Here is a 22,498-nt window from a genome sequence, read left to right on the forward strand (position 1 = left end):
ACAACTAGGCTGTGAACGACCTGGTCAAAACGCTGATCTGGCTGGCGATTCTCGGGATCGCGTTCGGGGTGCTTTGGTACCTCGGCTATGTGGCCCGGTTCGCCAACTACCTCAGAGAGACGCGCGAAGAGTTGCGCAAGTGCACCTGGCCCACATGGGACGAACTGAAAGGTTCGACCGTGGTGGTGACGGTGGCCACCCTGCTGCTGGGGTTCTTCACCGCGCTGGTGGATTTCATCTTTGCGCTGTTCGCGCGGCACATCATGGGCTGAGCCTGCATGCAACCCCGTTGGTACATCCTGCACACGCTGGCCGGTCAGGAGAAAAAGGTCAAGGAGAGCATCGAAAAGCGCGCCAAGACCGAGGAACTGACCGATTACATCCTCGAGGTCATGGTCCCCGAGGAACGCGTCGTCGAGGTGCGCAACCAGAAGAAGATCACCTCCATGCGCAAGCTCTGGCCGGGCTATGTGTTCGTGCGGATGGTGCTCTTTGATGACCAGGACCAGTTGCTGCCCCGGCCCTACTATTTCATCAAGGAAACCCCCGGCGTGCTCGGTTTCGCCAGCGAAAGCGGCGACCGGCCCGAGGCCACGCCCGACGAGGAGGTCGAACAGATCAAGGCCCAGATTTCTGCCTCCGAGGAAGTCGAGCGGCCCAAGGTCAACTTTGAAGTGGGGGAAACGGTCAAGATCAACAACGGCCCGTTCCTGAACTTCAGCGGGGTGATCCAGGAAATCGAGCCGGAACGCGGCAAGCTGAAGGTGGTGGTCAACATCTTCGGCCGCAACACACCGGTGGAACTGGAATACTGGCAGGTGGAGAAGGCCTGAAACGAACCGGCGTCCGGTCTGCGGAACCAACCGGCGCAGACGGGCCCGGCGTCACAAGTGGAATTCACACATGGCAAAGAAAGTCACAGCGGTCATCAAATTGCAGATTCCGGCCGGTCAGGCCAACCCGGCTCCGCCGGTCGGCCCGGCCCTGGGTCAGCACGGCGTGAACATCATGGCATTCTGCAAGGAGTTCAACGCCGCCACCAAGGACCAGGCCGGCATGATCATTCCGGTGGTCATCACCGTCTACCAGGACAAGTCGTTCACCTTCATCACCAAGTCCCCGCCGGCCTCGGCCCTCCTGAAAAAGGCCGCCGGCATCGCCGTCGGATCCAAGGCCCCGAACAAGGAGAAGGTGGGCAAGGTCACCCGCCAGCAGATCATGGAAATCATCAAGATCAAGGCCAAGGATTTGAACGCCAATTCCGAGGAAGCCGCCTACCGGATGATCGCCGGTACGGCTCGCAGCATGGGCATCGAAGTGGTGGACTGAAGCTGAATCCGCGGGAGGGTCCCCTCTGGCGGACCCGCCGGCACCGCAACCACGAACCATGGGCAAAAAACACAGCAAACGTTACCTGAAGGCACTCGAACTGGTTGATCCGAAACAGACCTATCCGCTCAAGGCGGCGGTGGAGATCGTGAAAAAATTCCCGCGCGCCCGCTTTGAGGAGACGGTCGAACTGGCCTTCCGTCTGGGCGTGGACCCCAGGCAATCGGACCAGATGGTCCGGGGCACGGTCTCCTTGCCGCACGGCACCGGCAAGAAGGTCCGGGTGCTGGTCTTTGCCAAGCCCGGCGAAGCGGCCGAGGCGGCCAAGGCCGCCGGCGCCGATTACGTCGGCTTCGAAGAATACATCAAAAAATGCCAGGACGGCTGGACCGATTTCGACGTGGCCATCGCCACGCCCGAGGCCATGACCGAGGTGCGCAAGCTGGGCAAGATCCTGGGGCCGCGCGGGCTCATGCCCAATCCGAAGACCGGCACCGTGACCGAGGACACCGCCCGGGCGGTGCGCGAGGTCAAGGCCGGTCGCGTCGAGTTCAAGGTGGACAAGACCGCCAACCTGCACATGGCCATTGGCAAGACGAGCTTTACGCCCGAACAGATCGAGGAAAATGCCCGCGCCGCCATCGATGCCGTGGTGAAGGCCAAACCGGCGTCCGTTCGGGGACGTTACATCCACAGTTGCGCCATCAGCAGCACGATGAGTCCGTCGGTCCGACTCGACCTCCGGGACCTCGGAATCACCGCCTGAACCGGAATGACCCAGGAATCCCATCGTTGAAAGCGTTGCCAAGCCTATGCGCCCGGAAAAACAAGCTTTGACCCAGGAATATCTGCAGCGGCTGCAGAATTCGCCCTACGTCATCCTCGTCAACTACACCGGCCTCAACGTGGCCGCCATGACCGAGCTGCGCCGGCGCCTGCGCGGTGCCGAGGCCGAGCTCCACGTGATTAAAAACACCATCTTCCGCATCGCCGCCCGCGAGGCCGGCCTGGGCGACCTCGGCGACCTCCTCACCGGCCAGCTGGCGGCCGTGACCGGCCGGCGCGACATCTGCGCCGCGGCCAAGGTCCTGAAAACCTTCGCCGCCGAATTTGACAAGCCCAAGTTACATGTCGGCTTACTGGGCAACCAGCAGTTGGACGCGGCCCAACTACAGGAGCTGGCCGAACTGCCGCCGTTGGATGTCCTGCGCGCCCAGTTGCTGGGTCTGCTGCAGGAACCGGCCGCGCGTTTGGTGCGTCTCATCCAAACCCCGGCCGCCCAACTGGCCCGCGTTCTTCAAGCCCGGGTCGACAAGGAAGGCGGCCAGGCAGCAGGATCCTGAACGGGCCGGACAGACGGTTTTCCCGGGCGTTGGGACACCCGGGCAACATGAGATCGGACACAAACCAACATCCCTCGTCGGTTCACAGGCCGTGAACTGAAATCACCTGTGGCCACGGGTGGCGACGAGAAGAGAGGTACCATGGCAGACATCGCAAACCTGGTGGAAGAACTGAGCAAGCTCACGGTCCTGGAGGCCGCTGAGCTGGTGAAGAAACTCGAAGAAAAGTGGGGGGTCAGCGCTGCGGCCCCGGTCGCCGTAGCGGCCCCGGCCGCCGGCGCTGCCGCCGGTGCGGCCGCTCCGGCCGCGGAAGCCAAGACCACCTTCGACGTGGTCCTGGTCTCCCTGCCGGCGGACAAGAAGATCCCCGTCATCAAGGCCGTCCGCGAGATCAAGGCCGGACTGGGCCTGGCCGACGCCAAGGCGCTCGTCGAGGGGGCCCCGAAACCCGTATTGGAAGGGGTCTCCAAGGAGGAGGCCGAGGCGGCCAAGAAGAAGCTCGAGGATGCCGGTGCCAAGGTCGAGCTCAAGTAATCGGCCCTTTGCAGCTGAGCCGGCGGCGGTCCGACCGGACCGCCGCCCGGTTACGCTCTTTTCGGTCCCGGCAACGCCGGGTCACAGCCGGATCGGATGGAACCCTGCCCGGTCCGGGGCCAGGTGGGGCCGAGGGCGGGAGGCGGGGCTCCCGTCCCCGTGCCATTGTGGGTGAAGTGGGTGTGGGACCCGGGGGTCCGTGAAACGGCCCCGGGAAGAGGTCAACAAACAACATGCCAGCGCGAGCAACTGAACGAATCAACTTCGGCCGCATCAAGGAAGTCATTGCGCCGCCGAACCTCATCGAACTGCAGATCACCTCCTACGAGGAGTTCCTGCAGAAGGACGTGCCCCCCAACAAACGCAAACTGGCGGGGTTACAGGCGGTCTTCAAGGAGATCTTTCCCATCGAAAGCTACGACGGGAAGTTCGTCCTCGACTTCGTCTCGTACGAGATCACCGAGCCGAAGATGGACTGGCTGGAGGCCCTTCGCGAGGGCCTGACCTACGGGGCTCCGCTCTACGTCACCTTCCGCCTCCGCGAAGAGAACAAGAGCGTCAAGGAAGAACGGGTCTTCATGGGCGAAATCCCGCTCATGACCCCGCAGGGCTCCTTCGTCATCAACGGCGCAGAGCGCGTCGTGGTCAGCCAGTTGCACCGTTCACCCGGCCTGGTCTTCGAAGCCACCCAGCACCCCAACGGCAAGACGCTGCACTCGTACCGTATCATTCCCGACCGGGGCTCCTGGTACGAGGCCCAGTTCGACACCAACGATCTTCTCTACGTCTACCTGGACCGCAAGAAGCGGCGTCGAAAGTTCCTCATCACCACCTTCTTCCGGGCCATCAGCTTCCTGGACGGCGAACCCGCCAAGGGCCGGGAAGGCGCCGAAAAGGTGCGCGGGACCGACGAGGAAATCCTGCGCCTCTTCTATGACATCCAGGAGCTCACCCTCAAGGAGGCCGAGAAACGGGACGACCTCGCCAACCTGGTCCTCATCCATGACGTGGTGGACCCGTCCAACAACCTCATCGTGGCCCGTGCCTTCGAACCGCTTTCCAAGGCCGTCCTCAAACAGATCGCCGAGGTCGGCGTCCAGCGCATCCGCGTGGTGGACACCTCGGTGGACGAGGCCATCATCATCAAATGCATCCGCAAGGACCCGGCCCGCAACGAGGAGGAAGCCCTCCGCGACATCTACCGCCGGTTGCGTCCGGGCGATCCCCCCACGCCCGCCAACGCCCGCGCGCTGATCAAGCGCCTGTTCTTCGATCCCAAGCGCTATGACCTGGGCCGCGTGGGCCGCTACAAGATCAACCAGAAACTCGGACTCAAAACCGGAGACGTCCGGATCCTCACCAAGGAGGATCTGGTCGCCGCCACCAAGTACCTCCTGCGCCTCCGTCAGGGCGAGGGGACCTTGGACGACATTGACCACCTCGGCAGCCGGCGCGTCCGCACCGTCGGCGAACTGCTGGCCAACCAGTGCCGCGTGGGCCTGGCCCGCACCGAACGCCTGGTCAAGGAGCGCATGACCCTGTTCGACCAAACGGTCGAACCCATGACGCCCCAAAAACTCATCAATCCCAAGGCCCTCTCCGCCGTCATACGCGACTTCTTCGGCCGCAGCCAGTTGAGTCAGTTCATGGACCAGATCAACCCGCTGGCCGAACTGACCCACAAGCGGCGTCTGTCCGCACTCGGCCCCGGCGGATTGTCCCGTGACCGGGCCGGCTTCGAAGTCCGCGACGTCCACCCGTCGCACTACGGCCGCATCTGCCCGATCGAGACGCCGGAAGGGCCGAACATCGGCTTGATCGCCTCGCTGGCCACCTACGCCCGCGTCAACGAATTCGGGTTCCTCGAGACCCCCTATCGCAAGGTCGAGAAAGGCCGGGTCACCGACAAGATCGAGTACCTCACCGCCGATCAGGAGGAGCAGTTCCTCATCGCCCAGGCCAACACGCCCGTGGACGAAAAAGGACGGTTCCTCGTGGACCGCATCCTCTGCCGCGCCCGCGGCGACTTCGTCGAGGTCGAGCCCGAGCGGGTGGACTACATGGACGTCTCACCCAAACAGCTCGTCTCGGTGGCGGCCAGTCTCATTCCCTTCCTGGAACACGACGACGCCAACCGCGCGTTGATGGGCTCGAACATGCAGCGGCAGGCCGTGCCGCTCATCGTCACCGAGGCACCCTACGTGGCCACCGGCATGGAGGAACGCGTGGCCCGCGATTCCCGGGCGGTCGTGGTGGCCGAGGAATCCGGACGCGTGGCCGCCGTCAACGGCAACCTGATCATCGTCACCAAGGACGGCAAGCTGCCCGAGGGACGCCGCAAACTCAAACACGACCCGGACAAGGGCATCTGGATCTACCCGATCCGGAAGTTCATGCGCTCCAACGCGGCCACCTGCATCAACCAGAAAATCCTGGTCCGGGTGGGTGACCCGGTGAAGAAGGGCCAGGTCCTGGCCGACGGTCCGTGCACGCACAACGGTGAACTGGCCCTGGGCCGGAACGTCCTCGTGGCGTTCATGCCTTGGAACGGATACAACTTCGAGGACGCCATCCTGATCAGCTCCCGCATCGTCAAGGACGACATCTTCACCTCCATCCACATCGAGGAGTTCGAGGTCAGCGCCCGGGACACCAAACTCGGCCCGGAGGAGATCACCCGCGACATCCCCAACGTGGGTGAGGACGCCCTCAAAAACCTCGGCCCGGACGGTGTCATCCGCGTGGGTGCCGAGGTCCGGCCCGGCGACATCCTCGTCGGCAAGATCACGCCGAAATCCGAGACCGAACTGGCCCCCGAGGAACGCCTCCTGCGTGCCATCTTTGGCGAAAAGGCCGCCGACGTCAAAGACACCTCCCTCCGCGTGCCCTCGGGCACCTACGGTATCGTCATGGACGTCAAGGTCTCCTCGAAAAAGGACAGCGAAAAAGAGGCCCAGATCGAGGACAGTCAGAGACAGGCCAAACAGATCGAGGAGGAATACAAACAGAAACAAACCGAGCTGAAAGAACAGCTCACCGAGGCCCTCAGCAACATCCTCCTCGGCGAAAAAATCCCGCTGGACGTCGTCAACAGCGAAACCGGCGAGATCATCATCCCGGCCAACCGCAAGATCACCAAAACGCTCCTGCGGAAACTGGCCGAGGTGTACGACCGGATCGAGATCGATCCCTCGCCCATCCGCAACAAAATCAACGAGATCATCGGCGCCTACAAAAAGAAGTTCGATGATCTCCAGATGCAGTATGACGAGGAGATGGAACGCCTCGAATCGGGCGAGGGCCGGGACACCGGCATCATCAAGTCCGTCAAGGTTTACATCGCCTCCAAACGGAAACTTTCCGTGGGCGACAAAATGGCCGGCCGGCACGGCAACAAGGGCGTCATCGCCAAGATCGTGCCGGAGGAGGACATGCCCTTCCTGGCCGACGGTACGCCGGTGGACATCGTGCTCAATCCGCTGGGCGTGCCCTCCCGTATGAACGTGGGTCAGCTGTTGGAAACCCACCTGGGCTGGGCCGCCCACGTCCTGGGCCTCAGGTTCAGCACGCCCGTCTTCGACGGGATCAAGGAAAAGGAGATCCGCGAGTATCTCCGCCAGGCCGGCGAAAAACAAAAGGCCGCCGGTCAACCCGTGCTGGTCAACGAGGCCGGCAAGGCCATCCTCTACGACGGCCGCACCGGCGAACCGTTCGATCAGGAGGTCGTCGTGGGCTACATCTACATGATGAAGCTGGGGCACCTCGTTGCCGACAAAATCCACGCCCGCGCGGTGGGACCGTACTCCCTGGTCACCCAACAGCCCCTGGGTGGCAAGGCCCAGTACGGCGGCCAGCGGTTCGGCGAAATGGAGGTCTGGGCCATGGAAGCCTACGGCGCGGCCTATTCCCTCCAGGAATTGCTCACGGTCAAATCCGACGACGTGCAGGGCCGGACCCGCGTGTACGAGAGCATCGTCAAGGGCGACAATGTGTTGGAGGCCGGCATCCCCGAGTCCTTCAACGTCCTGGTCAAAGAAATGCAGGCCCTCGGCCTGGACGTCCGGGTGGGCATGGCCCGCCCGGCCGAGGCCCCGCCGGAACCGGCGCGCCTCCTCAGTGCACTCTGAGCAGGCGTTGCGACCGGTCACCGTTGAGCACAGCTTTGGCACCGTGATTGGCAACCTATGATCAGCACCAGCAAAGAAAGCGCCCGTGAACTCCTCGGCCTGGACAGGGTCAACCAGGTCGAATACGTCTCCATTTCCATCGCCTCCCCCGAGACCATCCGTTCCTGGTCCAAGGGCGAGGTCAAAAACCCGGAGACCATCAACTACCGCACTTTCAAACCGGAGAAAGGCGGCCTGTTCTGCGAGCGCATCTTCGGTCCGGTCAAGGACTGGGAATGCTCCTGCGGCAAGTACAAGCGCATCAAACACCGGGGCGTGGTTTGTGACCGTTGCGGCGTGGAGGTCACCCTGGCCCGCGTCCGCAGGGAACGCATGGGCCATATCGAACTGGCCGTGCCGGTCGTCCACATCTGGTTCTTCAAGTGCATGCCCTCCCGCATCGGCTTGGTCCTCGACATGACCGCCCGCGACCTGGAACGGGTCATCTATTACGAGGACTACCTGGTGGTGGACCCCGGTCAGACCCCGCTCCAGCCCAACCAGCTCCTCACCGAGCAGGAGTTGCGTGAGGCCAGGGAAACCTACGGAGCCGACGCCTTCGTCGCCAAGATGGGCGCCGAAGCCATCCGCGACGCCCTGGCGCGCGTGGACCTGCCCAAGCTCATCGAGAAGCTGCAGCAGGAAATGAATGAAACGCGCAGCAAACAAACCCGCAAAAAACTGGCCAAACGGATCAAACTGCTGCAGGCATTCGTCCAGGCCAACGTCAAACCCGAGTGGATGGTGCTGACGGTGCTGCCGGTCATCCCGCCCGACCTGCGACCTCTGGTCCCCCTGGAGGGCGGCCGGTTTGCCACCTCGGACCTGAACGATCTCTACCGCCGCGTCATCAACCGGAACAACCGGCTCAAAAACCTCCTGCAGCTCAAGACCCCCGAGGTCATCATCCGGAACGAAAAACGCATGCTGCAGGAGGCCGTGGACGCCCTGTTCGACAACGGCCGGCACGGTCGCCCCGTCACCGGCGCCGGCAACCGCCCGCTCAAGTCCCTCTCCGACATGCTCAAGGGCAAGAGCGGCCGGTTCCGTCAAAACCTCCTCGGCAAACGCGTGGACTACTCCGGTCGCTCGGTCATCGTGATCGGACCGGAACTGAAGCTGCACCAGTGCGGCCTGCCCAAGAAAATGGCCCTCGTTCTCTTCGAGCCGTTCATCATCCGGCGGCTCAAGGAACTGGGCTACGTCCACACCGTCCGCTCGGCCAAGAAACTCATCGAACGCCAAACCAAGGAGGTGTGGGACATCCTCGAGGAGGTCACCAAGGGGCATCCCGTCCTCTTGAACCGCGCGCCCACGCTGCACCGGCTCTCCATCCAGGCGTTCGAACCGGTCCTCATCGAGGGCGAGGCCATCCGCATCCATCCACTGGTCTGCACCGCCTACAACGCCGACTTCGACGGTGACCAGATGGCCGTGCACGTGCCGCTCTCCATCGAGGCCCAGCTGGAGGCCCGGTTGCTGATGATGTCGCCGCTGAACATCTTCAGCCCCTCCAGCGGCAAACCCATCATCACCCCCACGCAGGACATCACCCTCGGCTGCTTCTATCTCACGGCCGAACCGCGCACCCCGCGCAAACCCGATCAGCGACTGCCGCTGTTCGCGTCCAAGGAGGAGGTCCTCTTCGCCTATGACGAGGGCGCCCTCCGCACCCACGACCGGGTCCGGCTGGCCAACCCGGACTACGGCCGCCAGACCGTCTATGGCGTGCCCGACAAGAAGGTCATCGAAACCACCGTCGGCCGCGTCATCTTCAGCGAGGTCTGGCCCGAGGAACTCGGGTTCTTCAACAAGGTCGCCGGGAAAAACGAACTGGGCGACATCATCTGGAACTGTTACAAGGTCTGCGGCCACGAGAAAACCATCGTGGCACTCGACAAGCTCAAGGAGCTGGGCTTCCGCGAGGCCACACGGGCCGGTGTCTCCATCGGCATCGATGACATGATCGTGCCGAAGGAGAAGCAGAAACTCATCGAAGAATCCCTCCGGCAGATCCGGGAGGTCGAAAAACAACACCGCCGCGGCATCATCACCTCGGGCGAGCGCTACAACAAAATCGTGGACATCTGGACGCACGCCACCGACGAAATCACCGCCGCGCTGATGAAAACCCTGGAGGCCAACCAGGGCAAACGCGAGTACAACCCCATCTGGCTCATGATGGACTCGGGCGCGCGCGGCAATCGCCAGCAGGTGCGCCAGCTGGCCGGTCTGCGCGGGCTGATGGCCAAGCCCAGCGGCGACATCATCGAGAAACCCATTCTCTCCAACTTCCGCGAGGGCCTCACCGTGCTGGAGTACTTCATCTCCACCCACGGCGCCCGCAAGGGATTGGCCGACACCGCACTGAAGACGGCCGACTCCGGCTATCTGACGCGGAAGCTGGTGGACGTGGCCCAGGACGTCATCATCCGCGAGGCCGACTGCGGCACCACCAACGGCATCTGGGTCCAGGCCATTTACGAGGGCGAGGACGAGGTGGTCCGCCTGTCCGAACGCATCATCGGACGCGTGGCCGCCGAGGACGTCCCCAATCCAAACAATCCGAAGGAGTTCCTCGTTCGCGCCAACGAGGAAATTGACGAGGACCGCGCCAAGATGATCGAGCAGATGGGCATCGAACGGGTCAAGATCCGTTCCCCGCTCACCTGCGAGACCAAGCGCGGTCTCTGCCAGCTCTGCTACGGCCGGAACCTTGCCACCGGACGCATGGTCGGCCTGGGCGAGGCCGTCGGCATCATCGCCGCCCAGTCCATCGGCGAGCCCGGCACCCAGTTGACCATGCGCACCTTCCACATCGGGGGCGTGGCCGCCGGTACGTTCAAACAGCCGATCATCAAGGCCAAGTCCGACGGCATCCTGCACTACCACGACCTGCGGTACGTCACCCTCCAGGACGGCAACAACATCGTCCTCAACAAGAACGGGTACATCACCGTCACGGACGAGACCGGGCGCGAGCTGGAAACCCACAACATCGTCATCGGCGCGGTCATCATGGTGCCGCCGGGCGGGCGGGTGAAGAAGGGCGACACCCTCGCCCAGTGGGACCCGCACAACGTGCCCATCCTCTCCGAAAAGGCCGGGCGGGTGAAGTTCCACGACATCATCGAGGGCGTCACCATGCGCTACGAGGTGGACGAAACCACCGGCCAGCAGGCCATGGTCGTCATCGAGCACAAGGAGGATCTCCATCCGCAGATCCTCGTGTTGGACGATGCCGGCGAGGTGGTGGCCAGCTACGGCATCCCGGCCGAGGCCCACATCGTGGTCGAGGAGGGCGACGAAATCGTGGCCGGCTCGCTCCTGGCCAAGACCCCGCGCAAACAGGCCAAGACCAAGGACATCACCGGCGGTCTGCCGCGCGTGGCCGAGCTGTTCGAGGCGCGCCGGCCCAAGGACGCGGCCGAGATCTCCAAGATCGACGGTATCGTGGACTTCGGACCCAGCGTCCGCGGCAAACGCTGCATCATCATCCGGGATCCCAAGACCGGCCTGACCGAGGAGCACCTCGTCCCCATCGGGAAGCACATCATTGTCTTCAAGGGGGACATGGTGAAGAAGGGCCAGCAGTTGACCGAGGGCCCGCTCGATCCGCACGAGATCCTGGAGGTCTGTGGCGCCCAGGAACTGCAGGAGCACCTCGTCAACGAGGTCCAGGAGGTCTACCGGCTCCAGGGCGTCACCATCAACGACAAACACATCGAGATCATCGTCCGACAGATGCTGCGCAAGGTGCGCATCACCGAACCCGGCGACACCCAGTTCCTCTGGGGCGAACAGGTGGACCGCATCGAGTTCGAGGAGGAAAACGCCCGGGTGGAAAAGATGGGCGGCAAACCGGCCGAGGCCCAGCCGGTGTTGCTCGGCATCACCAAGGCCTCGCTGGAGACCGAGAGCTGGCTCAGTGCCGCCTCCTTCCAGGACACCACCCGGGTGCTGACCGATGCCGCCACACGCTCCAAGGTGGATTACCTCCGCGGTTTCAAGGAAAACGTGATCATGGGGCACATCATCCCGGCCGGCACCGGATTCGAGAAATACCGCAAGGTCCGCGTCCGGCCAACCGCGCCCCCGGCCGAGGAACCCGAGGCGGAAGCCGGTCCCTCCCAGCCGAACGCCCTGGAGGAGGCACTGCTGGGTGAGAGCGGCCAGAATCCGGCGCCGGGCGGCGACGGAGACTCCCAACCGGCCCCGGAAAACGAGAATTAGGAGTTGTCAGGGAAACGAAGCTTGACCAAAATGGTGTTTCCTTCGGGTCGCGGAATGGCTAGCCCGCGCCCGGCACGACGGAAGAGCTAACATGCCGACGATCAATCAACTGGTTCGCAAAGGCCGCAAACGGCTGAAGGCCAAGAGCAAGGCGCCGGCCCTGCAGGGGGCGCCGTTTCGTCGCGGCGTCTGCATTCAGGTCATGACCCGAACGCCCAAGAAGCCGAACTCGGCCATGCGCAAAGTGGCCAAGGTCCGGCTCACCAACGGCTACGAGGTCATCGCCTACATCCCGGACGAGGGGCACAACCTGCAGGAGCACTCGATTGTGCTGGTGCGGGGCGGGCGTGTGAAGGACCTGCCCGGCGTGCGCTACCACATCGTGCGCGGCGTCCTGGACTGCGCCGGCGTGGAGAAACGGCGCGTCAGCCGCTCCAAGTACGGCGTCAAACGGCCCAAGTCCACAGCCAAACCCGCTGCCTGAACGCCCATAGGCCCGGAATCTGAACGGAGATCCTGTCCATGTCCCGACGTCGTCGAGCCATCAAACGTCCCATTCCACCGGATCCCCGGTACAACAGCCCGCTGGTCATGCGGCTGGTTAACACGGTCATGCGCCGGGGCAAGAAGAGTCTCGCCATGCGCATCGTGTACGCCGCCCTCGACAAAGTGGCCGAGAAAAGCGGCAACCCCGATCCCCTCGAGGTCCTGCAGCGGGCGGTGGAAAATGCCAAACCGCGCATCGAGACCAAGGCCCGTCGCGTCGGCGGTGCCACCTACCAGGTGCCCATGGAAGTGCCGCCCGACCGGCAACTTTCCCTGGCCTTGCGCTGGATCGTCGGTTTTGCCGACGCGCGCAAGGGGATCCCGATGAAGGACGCGCTCGCTGCCGAGATTCTGGACGCCTTCCAGGGCCAGGGCAGCGCCATCCGGAAACGGGACGAGGTTCACAAAATGGCCCAGGCCAACAAGGCTTTCGCACACTTCCGCTGGTAACGAGGTTTCTGATTCGCGCCCCGTCGCCCTCGCCGGCCTTCCGGGGCGCTTTTCTTGTCGCATATGGCCATGGAATCCACTGTGGAAAACCATAAGACCGTTGCATCCGAAGCCCGTGTCAACGCGCCGGACCGTCCGTACCCTTTGGAACGGACGCGCAACATCGGCATTGCCGCGCACATCGATGCCGGCAAAACCACCACCACCGAGCGCATCCTTTTCTACACGGGCATCACCCATCGCATGGGCGATGTGGACGACGGCAACACCGTGACCGACTGGATGGAACAGGAACGCGAGCGGGGCATCACCATCACCTCCGCCGCCACCACCTGCTACTGGACCCAGAAGGAGGACGGCCTGGTGAAACTGTTCCCCGGCATCGGGCACCGGATCAACATCATTGACACACCGGGTCACGTGGATTTCACCGCGGAGGTCGAACGTTCCATGCGCGTGTTGGACGGCGCCATCGCCGTCTTCTGCGGCGTGGCCGGCGTGCAGCCCCAGTCCGAAACCGTCTGGCGCCAGGCCACCAAATACCGCGTCCCCCGCATCGCCTTCGTCAACAAGATGGACCGCGTGGGCGCCAACTTCGAAAAGGCCGTGGACGAAATGCGGCGGCGCCTGGGCGCCTACGCGTGGCCCGTGGTCCTCCCGCTGGGCAAGGAGGACAACCTGCGCGGCGTCATTGACGTCATCAACCAGCGCGCCCTCATCTACGATCCCGAGGATGAATTCGGGATGAAATTCGAGATCACCGAAATCCCGGCCGAGGAAAAGGAACGCGCCCGGCAGGCGTTGAAGGAACTCATCGAGGCCGTCGCCAACAAGGATGACCAGGTCGCCGAGCTGGTCATCGAGGACAAACCCGTTCCCCCCGAGCTCCTCAAGCGGGCCATCCGGCGGCTCACCTGCGCGCTGGAATTCGTCCCGGTGCTTGCAGGGTCCGCCTTCCGCAAACGGGGTGTTCAACCGCTGATCGACGCCGTCGTGGACTACCTGCCCTCGCCCCTGGACATTCCACCGGCCGTGGGCTGGAAACCCGGCACCGAGGAGAAGGTCGAGGTCCCGACCACCGACCACGGCCCGTTCTGCTCCCTGGCCTTCAAACTCTGGAGCGATCCCTACGTGGGCAAGCTGGTGTTCTTCCGCGTGTACAGCGGCCAGCTCAAGAAGGGCGACGTCATTTACAACCCCCGCACCGGCAAACGCGAGCGCGTCAGCCGCGTCATGATGGTGCAGGCCGACAAACGGATCGACGTGGAAAAGGTGTTCGCCGGCGACATCGCGGCCCTGGTTGGCCTGCGCAACATTACCACCGGCGACACCCTCTGCGACGAGAAGTTCGAGATCATTCTCGAGCCGCCCACCTTCCCGGAGCCGGTCATCAGCATGGCCATCGAGCCCAAGACCAAGGGCGACCGGGACCGTCTCATGGAAGGCCTCCAGCGCCTGGCCGAGGAGGATCCGACCTTCCGCGTCTTCACCAACGAGGAGACCGGCCAGCTGATCATCGCCGGCATGGGCGAGTTGCACCTGGAGATCATTCGCGACCGGCTTTTCCGCGAGTTCAAGGTCGAGGCCGTGGCCGGTGCGCCCCAGATCGCCTACCGCGAGACCATCACCCAGACCGCCACCGGCGAGGGCAAGTTCATCCGCCAAACGGGCGGCCGCGGGCAGTACGGTCACGTCATCATCGAGGTCGCACCCAACGAACGCGGCAAAGGCATCGAGATCGAAAACAAGATTGTCGGCGGCGTCATTCCCAAGGAGTACATCCCCGCGGTCATTGACGGCCTGAACGAGGGCATCCAGGGCGGTGTGCTGGCCGGTTACCCGCTGGTGGACCTCAAGATCGCCATCGTGGACGGGTCGTACCACGAGGTGGACTCCAGCGAGCTGGCGTTCAAAATGGCCGGCATCTTCGCCCTCAAAGACGCCTGCAAGAAGGCCAACGTCATCATCCTGGAGCCGGTCATGAAGGTGGAGGTCACCACCCCGGACGAGTACCAGGGCGACATCATGGGCGACCTGAACCGGCGCCGTGGCCGCATCACCGGCATTGAGGCCAAGGACACCGCCATGGTCATCTCCGCCGAGGTGCCCCTGGCCGAGATGTTCGGCTATGCCACGGCCATCCGGTCACTCTCCAAAGGTCGCGCATCCTACTCCATGGAACCGCTCCGGTTCGAACCCGTGCCGGCCCAGATCCTGGAGAAGATCCTCGACATGACCAAGGACCGGCCCGCGGCCCGAAGCTGACCCGGTCATCCGGCCGGCAGGACCGGCCTTTCCGGCCGGATCGCATTGTTCGACGCGCGCCGCTTTACGGCCCGGGCGGGGGACGCGCCGTCACCGGGCACCGTTGCCGGGCAGTTTGCGCCCGGAAGACAGGATCCCCGGGTGCCCAAGCTCCTCCTGGCTGCCTGCGCCTGCGTTTCCGGCCCCCCGGTCGTGCTTCGCCAGCGAGTGAAGGCCCCCCGGAGCTTCAGGGCCATGGAACACGCGCTTCGGCACCAAGTTTGTACCCTCTTGGAGAGGGCACCCTACACCCGGGCCGCCGGCAAGGGCAGGGGTGATGGGCCGGACTCCTTGACACTGCGCAGGTGCTCGTCCTCAGGAAGGGACACCTCCCGCACAGCGCCCCTTGTCGCCCCTGTTCGAGAGGCATCGCTCCCTTTGCGGGTCGGGTGTTTCCCCGGGCATCATCGTGCTGGTCGCGGTTGGTTGTCGAGGTTCGTCGGGTGCTCTGGTAATCGGTCGGACGGTCCCACCGGCTCCAGCACGGATGCCGGCTCCACCCTGCTTGCGTTCCAACTGGTTCGACGGCCCGGACTTGAGGGGGTTCCGACGGGCCATTTTTCGATTCACAGCCCGCCGGTGGCCCGGCTACAGTGGTTACGCAAACGATCCGGCTGCCGTCGTGGGGCAACGATTGCAGCAGGGGTGTGTCTATGAACGGGCTGGCATCGTGGCTGGAGAGCCCAGAGGGCTGGGGACAGGCGTTGCTCGTGGCTGCCGGGGCGTACGCCCTCGGCTGCCTGGCCGGCGGCTATTACCTGGTCAGGTGGACCACCGGGCAGGACATGCGCCGGGTCGGCAGCGGCAGTGTGGGCGCGCGAAACGTCAGCACCGTCCTCGGCCCCAAGGGCTTCGTGGCCACGTTGATCTGGGACGTGCTGAAGGGCGTGCTCGCCGTGTGGGGCACCCGGGTCGGCACCGGTGATCCGCGTCTGGAGGGGCTGGCCCTGCTGGCTGTCCTGGCCGGCCATCTTTGGCCGCTGCAGCTCGGGTTTCGCGGAGGCAAGGGGGTGGCCACATCGCTGGGCGGGCTGTTGGTTTATGACCCGGAACTGTTGGGCGCATTGGCGCTGCTTTTTTTGCCGCCGTGGGCTCTGTTGCGCCGTACCATCCTGCCGGGCATGATCGCTTACGCGCTGTTGCCGATGGCGGCCTGGTTTCTGGACAAAGAGCCGTATCATGTCAGCGTCCTGACCGTCGCCTCGGCACTGGTGTTGTATGCCCACCGGCGAAACCTGGTGGAGGAATGGCACGCGTTGGGCTGGGGTTCGCGTCCGGCGGTGAACTCCGACAAATCGTGAGGTGAACCTATGCAAGAGCGTGAACCTCTGGTGTTCAAATTCGCCTCGGAGGATTGGGAATTCGAGGCCATTCACCGGCTGAACTACAAGACCTTTGTCGAGGAGATCCCGCAGCATGAACGGTCCCCCTCCCAGCGCCTGGTGGACAAATTCCACAACGAGAACACCTACCTGATCTGCCTGTGCGGGCGGGAACTGGCCGGCATGCTGGCCGTCCGGGGCAACCGGCCGTTTTCACTGGACCAGAAGCTGCCCAACCTGGACAGCTACCTGCCCCCTGGCCGGCGGATTTGTGAGGTGCGCCTGCTGGCCATCGAGAAGAAGTACCGCGGAACCCGCGGCGGTCAGATCCTGGCCGGTCTGCTGGCGCTGCTCTGGCAGCACGGTATTGAGAAAGGTTACGACCTGGCCATCATCTCCGGAACCACCCGGCAACAGAAGCTCTACCGGCACCTCGGGTTCGTGCCGTTCGGCCCGCTGGTCGGGTCCGGTGAAGCCCAGTTCCAGCCGATGTACATCACCTTGGAAACGTTCGAGGTCCGCGCGCGCGAGTTTCTTCGCAGTGCGCCGGCCCGTTCCTTCCATCCCTCGGCCGTGAATTTCCTGCCCGGTCCGGTGGCCGTCCGCCGGGAGGTGCGCCGGGCCTTCGAGCAATCGCCCGAATCGCATCGGAGCCCGGTTTTCATGAGCGATTTCCACGCCACACGCCAGTGCCTGTGCGAAATGACCGGGGCCGCTCACTGCCAGATCCTGGTCGGCTCCGGTACACTGGCCAACGACGCGGTCGGCGGCCAGTTGGCCCTGGAAGGCGGGCGCGGCCTGGTCCTGAACAACGGCGAGTTCGGGACCCGACTGGTGGACCATGCCCGGCGTTGGGGGTTGGATTTCGATGTCTACGAGGTCGCATGGGGCGCGCCATTCGACCTCGCAGAGGTCCGGCGCCGGATCGAACACACGCCGGAGCTGCGTTGGGTCTGGGCCGTGCATTGCGAAACCTCCACCGGCGTTTTGAACGACCTGAACGCGTTGAAGGCCGTCTGCGCCGAGTTCGGACTGAAGCTTTGTGCCGACTGCATCAGCTCCCTCGGCACCGTGCCGGTGGACCTACACGGCGTTTACCTGGCCACGGGCGCCAGCGGCAAAGGCCTCCGCAGTTACCCCGGTCTCTCCATGGTGTTCCATCACCATGAACTGCGGCCCGCACCGGATCGGTTGCCGCGGTACCTTGACCTGGGCTATTACGCCGCCCAGGACGGCGTGCCGTTCACTTTCAGCTCCAACCTGCTCCATGCGCTGCGCGTGGCCATCCGCCACGCAGATTGGGAACGCCGCTTCGCCCAGGTCGCCGAACTGGGAGCCGAACTGCGGCGGCGCCTCCGTGAAGCCGGTTTCCAACTCCTGGCCCCCGAGTCCATCGCCGCACCCGCCGTCGTCACAATTGTCCTGCCACCGGAGCTGTCCTCTGTCGAACTGGGCCGGCGCATGGAAGAAAACGGGTTCCTCCTCAGCTACAACAGCGAGTACCTCCGGCGCCGCAACTGGATCCAGATTGCCCTGATGGGCGAATGCGCCCGGGAAAAGGTCTTCTCCATGGTCAACGTACTCAAACGCGTGGCCTTCCACGGCACCGGTGCGCGGCGCCCGGTCGCGGCGCTGGAGTAGAAACGGGACCACCCGCACCCTCTGCATGCCCGGGAATGGCCTGCCCCGGGGACGGTGGAGGCCGCCTTCGCCGGCGCCGGCCTGCTCTGGAGAGAATGGAATCCCGGGGCGTTTGCACCGGCCGGGCACACGCCACAGCCGGCCCGGCTCGTGCGCCCACCTCCGATCCCACGGTCAATGCCCCGCCAGCTCGTCCATGCGCCGGTGCATGCGGGGAAGCGGCACGACATGCACGAGTGAGGTGGCCGCCCAGGGCCGGGTTTCGGCGGCCCCCGCCCGGGTGACCACTCCCTCAAACTCCTCGAGAATCCCGTGAAACCGATCGCGTTCCGCCCAGGCCACCAGCCGCTTGCGAGCCTCCTCCACGTGCTCATCCCCGCTCTCCGCACCTTCTCCGTCCCGTCCGGCCACGAAGCGGGCAAAGTCCGGGATCACCGCCAGCGTGGAGGGGATGTCCAACACCACCGCCCTCCCGGTTTCCCGGCTCACGGCCAGCCACGCCGTCAGGGCCCGCGTCCGACCAGCCACAGCGATCCTGATGCCCCGGCAGTCGAATGGATGGCCACCACGTTTCACCACGTCCTTGAGCAATGCCTCCTGCCGCTCTGCATCGAAATCCTCCGGTTCCCTCGGTATGCCCACCACCACACCCGCAACTTCCCCGGCTCCGGCCTGGCGAATCTGCTGGTGCACGGGATGGTTGAGATCCCGCAGCGCGCACACCAGAGGACGGAGGAAGTTGAAGTAGTAACCGGTGGCCAACCCGCGGGCCAGGCCGTAGGAATCGGCATCATCCGCAGCCGACCGGATCCGCCGACACACGAGAACCATCGCCAGCAAAAACGCGCCCAAGCCTCCAAGGATGGCGGCCAAGGGTTCGAGAAAGCCCCATGTGTGGGTCTGACGTGACTCCTGCACACTCGCCCACAGCCACCAAGACGTCGCGGCAAAAGACAGCAGCAGACACACCACGGCCGGTCGCGGCCAGGCCCGGTCAACCGCACGCAGGAATGTACCCAAACGCATGGAGCTCATGATTCACCGGTTCGTTCGTGGGTCCGGTGTCGGCGAGCGGCTCGCGCCCGTTTTCCACGGACCGCGGGAAACACAGGGGACCTGCCCGAGCGGTCCTTCCACGGATCCCTGCCCATCGTCCGGCCCCACCCAACGCGCACACAAGCGAATTGTCGAGACGAAAAATGGAGTGGGCTGCGGACACCGCGAGATCGTTGCGGAAGGCTTCCCCTCCTGCGCTCGAAGGCGAGAAGGTCCGGTCGGTGTGGGCCCTTCGCTTTAGCCTGCGGACACGAACCGGGAGAGAAAACGGAAGAGCGCTGGATGGTCCTGGAGGTCGATGCACCGGGCGCGGTCCTGTGCGTGGTCTGGAGGGCATTCTCTTGGTGCAGGTGCAAACCTTTCCGGGACCTCATCAGCCAACCCGCAGGCGGAATATGACTTACAGCGGCAATTCCTCCGGTCCGCGCAGTCGGTCCCCGGATGAGCGTGCCGGTGGCTTGCCGTGGCCGCGGGAGCCTGGCGGTGTGGAACGTACGGGCGTCCGAACCGTCACGGGCAGCAATAACAAGGTTTTTGGCAGGAATGCCAGTTGTGGGAGTGCGCATGCGGGCTCCATCCTGAAACGAGGTTTGGGAGGTCTACCGTGGGCCGGCTTTCCCCGGATGGGATGCGAGGAGAAGAAAGGACGTCGGATCCGGGGAAAACCCCGGCGAAGAAACCGATTGGCGCCATGGGGGCGATGCCAAGCCCGGGGAACCGGGCGAAAGATGTCGGGAAACGCCGGTGGAAGAGTGCGTCCATGCGTCACGGTCGCAAGTACCTTTGTCTGCCTCGACGGTTTCTGACACACTGCCGGATGGTCGGACTCGCCCTGGCGGCGTTTCTGCCGGTGGCTGCCCGGGAGCTGAAGGTGGACATCAACAACAACAACCGGCCACTGGCCGAAGGGTTGCAGGCCGGGTACACCGCCTGGTCCACCAACACGTCGTGGTTTCCGGGAGGCGACGTGACCTCCAGCACGTTCGGAAGTGTGAGCGTGACCCTGCGCCGGGTCGGCCCGGTGGGCACGGCTTTGCGCCCCGGTTACTGGAAGGAGGGTGTCCAGAACGCTGCCTACGACGCCAAGCTGGTCTCCGACGGCATCAAGGTGGACAACGGTGACACGGGCGCTCAGATCGAAATGCTTCTCACCGGGTTGGAACCCGGCGTGCACACCCTGTTGACGTATCACAACGACTGGGACAATCACGCCGGCACCTCGGTGGCCCCGGTCAACATCTTCGTCAACGGAATGCCGGCCGTTGCCGGGGTCACACCCACCGTTCGGGTGACCAACAACCTGCAAGCCGCCACCGCCTATTTTTCCTTCGAAGTGGGTCGGGACGGGCAGGCCGTGATCCTGTTCGCGGCGGACACCAACAGCGGGGCGGCCATCCGCAACGTCTACTTGAACGGGTTCGAACTGGACACCGCCCCGCCGGACCGGCGTGCCACCCAGCCGGTGCCCGCTCACGAGGACGAGCACGTGGATGCCGACGCGGGCGAACTCTGGTTGCGCTGGAACGCCGCCACAAACGCGGTCGCCCACGACGTGTATGTGGGCACCGACAGCAACGTTGTGCGTCAAGCCACGCACAGCTCTCCGGAGTATCGCGGCCGGGTGCAGGAGGCCCGGTACCTGCTGTCCCCGGTGAGCCGGATGCACCGGTATTACTGGCGCGTGGACGAGCTGGATGCAGCCGGTGTGGTCACGCGAGGGGACGTCTGGATGTTCCGGGCCCGGCGCGTCGCGTTCGAGGGGGCCGAGGGTTCCGGCCGCTTCGCCATCGGCGGCCGCGGCGGCGTGGTTGTCAAAGTGACCAACCTGAACGACAGCGGCCCCGGCAGCCTTCGCGATGCCATCGAGGGCGACTACGGCCCGCGCACGATCATCTTCGACGTCGGGGGACTGATCACGTTGGAATCGGACCTGATCATCAACTCCGCACGCCCCTGCATCACCGTGGCGGGTCAGACGGCTCCCGGAAAGGGCATCTGCATCCGCAAACATCAGTTCGGTCTCAGCGGGGCGCGGGACGTCATTGTACGATTCCTCCGGGTGCGGGTGGGGGACATCAGCGGCGAAACCCAGAACGCCTGCGGCATGGCGGGCGTGGACCACTGCATCATGGACCATTGCTCGATCAGCTGGGGGATCGACGAGGTGGTCAGTACCCGCGGGGCCAGGAACGTCACACTGCAGCGCACCCTCATCGCCGAGGCACTCAACATTGCCGGGCACGATCATTACCCGCCCGGTACGCGGCATGGCTACGCCGCCAGCGTGGGAGGGGACATTGCCAGCCTCCACCACAACCTGCTGGCCCACTGCGAGGGCCGCAACTGGAGTCTGGCAGGAGGGTTGGACGGTGAAGGATATTTCGCCGGCCGACTCGATATCTTCAACAACGTGGTGTACAACTGGGGCGGCCGTACCACCGACGGCGGGGCGCACCAGGTCAATTTCGTGAACAACTTCTACAAGCCGGGACCGGCGTCCCGTCATTTCTACATCCTGACCGCCGATTACGACAATTTTCCCGGCACACAGCAGTACTATTTCGCGGGCAATGTGATGCCGGGCTATTACCAGACCAATCAACAGGCACAGGCCCGGCGTGCTCGCGGATATGTCCCCACCAGTTACAGCCCCTGGGTGGATGGGCCATTCTTCCCGTCCCACGCCACCATCCACGAGGTGACCAACGCCTACAAGATCGTGTTGTCCGACGTGGGTTGCAACCTGCCGCGTCCGGACGACATGGACCAAAGGATCATCCGCGAGGTGCTCGACGGCACCTTCACCTATCGCGGGAGCATCAGTGGGGATCCCGGCCTGCCGGATTCGCAAAACGACGTGGGCGGCTGGGAAGACTATCCCTTTGTCCGGCGGCCCGCCGATTGGGACACCGACGACGACGGCCTGCCCAATTGGTGGGAGGAGATCCACGGTCTGAACCCGCACTCGCCGCCCGGGGATTTCTCCGACGCGAACGGCGATCTGGACGGCGACGAGTTCACCAATCTGGAGGAATATCTCGACTGGCTGGCCCGGCCGCATTTCGAGTGCACCAACGGTGTGCCGATCGAGATCGATCTTACCGCGTTCACGCGCGGGTTCACCAACCGTGCGCCGGTGTATCACGTGTTTGGCGCACAGAATGGGACGGTTGACCTGGTTGCCCCCGGCCGGGCTCGGTTCGTGTCGTCTGTCGCCACCAACGCGCTGGGGGCATTCTGGTTCTCGGTCCTGGACGCCGACGGACATACCTTCACCAACCGGGTCCACCTCCGTTTGCTGGCCGCACACGCGGTGGAGCGGCCGTGGTTGGGCATCCGGCTGGTCCGGGGCCGGCCCGTACTCGACCTGAGCGCCCCGGCCGAACAAGCTGTGGAGGTCCAACAAAGTGCCGATCTGCGGAACTGGACCACGTGGACCAACGTGGTCGGCGGCCAGGGCGGGATCACCATCGTACTGCCCGATCCGCCGACCGGTTCGCCGCTCTTCTTCCGCGCGGTGATCCGCTGAGGCGGAGCGTCCCGGGCAGAGAACCGGAGCTCGGGCGGGTGGTTG

The 22,498-nt window shown here is 64.4% G+C and carries 15 protein-coding genes; 14 read left to right on the plus strand and 1 reads right to left on the minus strand.

Annotation, left to right across the window (positions count from 1 at the left end):
* Positions 1 to 11 precede the first annotated feature (11 nt).
* The 13 genes from secE to ACPDIX_RS03005 all read left to right on the plus strand — a co-directional run bounded on the left by secE (position 12) and on the right by ACPDIX_RS03005 (position 17,868).
* Positions 12 to 272: a preprotein translocase subunit SecE gene (gene secE, locus ACPDIX_RS02945; protein WP_423430282.1), complete on the plus strand. Its 261-nt coding sequence runs from the start codon at positions 12 to 14 to the stop codon at positions 270 to 272.
* A gap of 6 nt (positions 273 to 278) precedes the next feature.
* Positions 279 to 833 (plus strand): transcription termination/antitermination protein NusG, encoded by a 555-nt coding sequence (nusG, locus tag ACPDIX_RS02950; protein ID WP_423430283.1) that lies wholly within the window; start codon positions 279 to 281, stop codon positions 831 to 833.
* 70 nt (positions 834 to 903) lie between these two features.
* Complete coding sequence (rplK, locus tag ACPDIX_RS02955; protein WP_423430284.1) at positions 904 to 1,329, plus strand: 50S ribosomal protein L11; 426 nt, start codon at positions 904 to 906, stop codon at positions 1,327 to 1,329.
* Positions 1,330 to 1,387: 58 nt separating this feature from the next.
* On the plus strand, positions 1,388 to 2,095 hold the full coding sequence (rplA, locus tag ACPDIX_RS02960) for a 50S ribosomal protein L1 (protein ID WP_423430285.1): 708 nt from the start codon (positions 1,388 to 1,390) through the stop codon (positions 2,093 to 2,095).
* A 46-nt stretch (positions 2,096 to 2,141) separates the two neighbouring features.
* The gene (rplJ, locus tag ACPDIX_RS02965; RefSeq protein WP_423430286.1) at positions 2,142 to 2,672 is read left to right on the plus strand and encodes a 50S ribosomal protein L10; all 531 of its coding nucleotides are present in this window, start codon (positions 2,142 to 2,144) and stop codon (positions 2,670 to 2,672) included.
* A 141-nt stretch (positions 2,673 to 2,813) separates the two neighbouring features.
* Entirely contained in the window at positions 2,814 to 3,206 is a 393-nt protein-coding gene (gene rplL / locus ACPDIX_RS02970; RefSeq protein ID WP_423430287.1) for a 50S ribosomal protein L7/L12, read from the plus strand.
* A gap of 233 nt (positions 3,207 to 3,439) precedes the next feature.
* Positions 3,440 to 7,333 carry a DNA-directed RNA polymerase subunit beta gene (rpoB, locus tag ACPDIX_RS02975; RefSeq protein WP_423430288.1) on the plus strand — a complete coding sequence of 1,298 codons (3,894 nt, stop codon included), beginning with the start codon at positions 3,440 to 3,442 and terminating at the stop codon, positions 7,331 to 7,333.
* A 57-nt stretch (positions 7,334 to 7,390) separates the two neighbouring features.
* Positions 7,391 to 11,605 (plus strand): DNA-directed RNA polymerase subunit beta', encoded by a 4,215-nt coding sequence (gene rpoC, locus ACPDIX_RS02980; protein ID WP_423430289.1) that lies wholly within the window; start codon positions 7,391 to 7,393, stop codon positions 11,603 to 11,605.
* Positions 11,606 to 11,696: 91 nt separating this feature from the next.
* Positions 11,697 to 12,089, plus strand: coding sequence for a 30S ribosomal protein S12 (gene rpsL, locus ACPDIX_RS02985; protein WP_423430290.1), 393 nt, complete (start codon positions 11,697 to 11,699; stop codon positions 12,087 to 12,089).
* 38 nt (positions 12,090 to 12,127) lie between these two features.
* A complete protein-coding gene (gene rpsG, locus ACPDIX_RS02990; RefSeq protein ID WP_423430291.1) occupies positions 12,128 to 12,601 on the plus strand; it encodes a 30S ribosomal protein S7 in 474 nt (157 codons plus the stop codon).
* A gap of 69 nt (positions 12,602 to 12,670) precedes the next feature.
* Positions 12,671 to 14,866, plus strand: a complete 2,196-nt coding sequence (gene fusA, locus ACPDIX_RS02995) for an elongation factor G (RefSeq protein ID WP_423430292.1) — start codon at positions 12,671 to 12,673, stop codon at positions 14,864 to 14,866.
* Positions 14,867 to 15,558: 692 nt separating this feature from the next.
* Positions 15,559 to 16,206 carry a glycerol-3-phosphate acyltransferase gene (locus ACPDIX_RS03000; RefSeq protein WP_423430293.1) on the plus strand — a complete coding sequence of 216 codons (648 nt, stop codon included), beginning with the start codon at positions 15,559 to 15,561 and terminating at the stop codon, positions 16,204 to 16,206.
* 9 nt (positions 16,207 to 16,215) lie between these two features.
* Positions 16,216 to 17,868: an aminotransferase class V-fold PLP-dependent enzyme gene (locus ACPDIX_RS03005; protein WP_423430294.1), complete on the plus strand. Its 1,653-nt coding sequence runs from the start codon at positions 16,216 to 16,218 to the stop codon at positions 17,866 to 17,868.
* A gap of 174 nt (positions 17,869 to 18,042) precedes the next feature.
* Here ACPDIX_RS03005 and ACPDIX_RS03010 read toward each other — a convergent pair whose 3' ends face one another.
* Positions 18,043 to 18,903 (minus strand): STING domain-containing protein, encoded by an 861-nt coding sequence (locus ACPDIX_RS03010; protein WP_423430295.1) that lies wholly within the window; start codon positions 18,901 to 18,903, stop codon positions 18,043 to 18,045.
* Between the two features lie 781 nt (positions 18,904 to 19,684).
* Here ACPDIX_RS03010 and ACPDIX_RS03015 point away from each other — a divergent pair.
* Complete coding sequence (locus ACPDIX_RS03015) at positions 19,685 to 22,453, plus strand: T9SS C-terminal target domain-containing protein (RefSeq protein ID WP_423430296.1); 2,769 nt, start codon at positions 19,685 to 19,687, stop codon at positions 22,451 to 22,453.
* The last annotated feature ends 45 nt before the right edge of the window (positions 22,454 to 22,498 follow it).

This window comes from Limisphaera sp. 4302-co (assembly GCF_049537155.1).
Classification (GTDB): domain Bacteria; phylum Verrucomicrobiota; class Verrucomicrobiia; order Limisphaerales; family Limisphaeraceae; genus Limisphaera.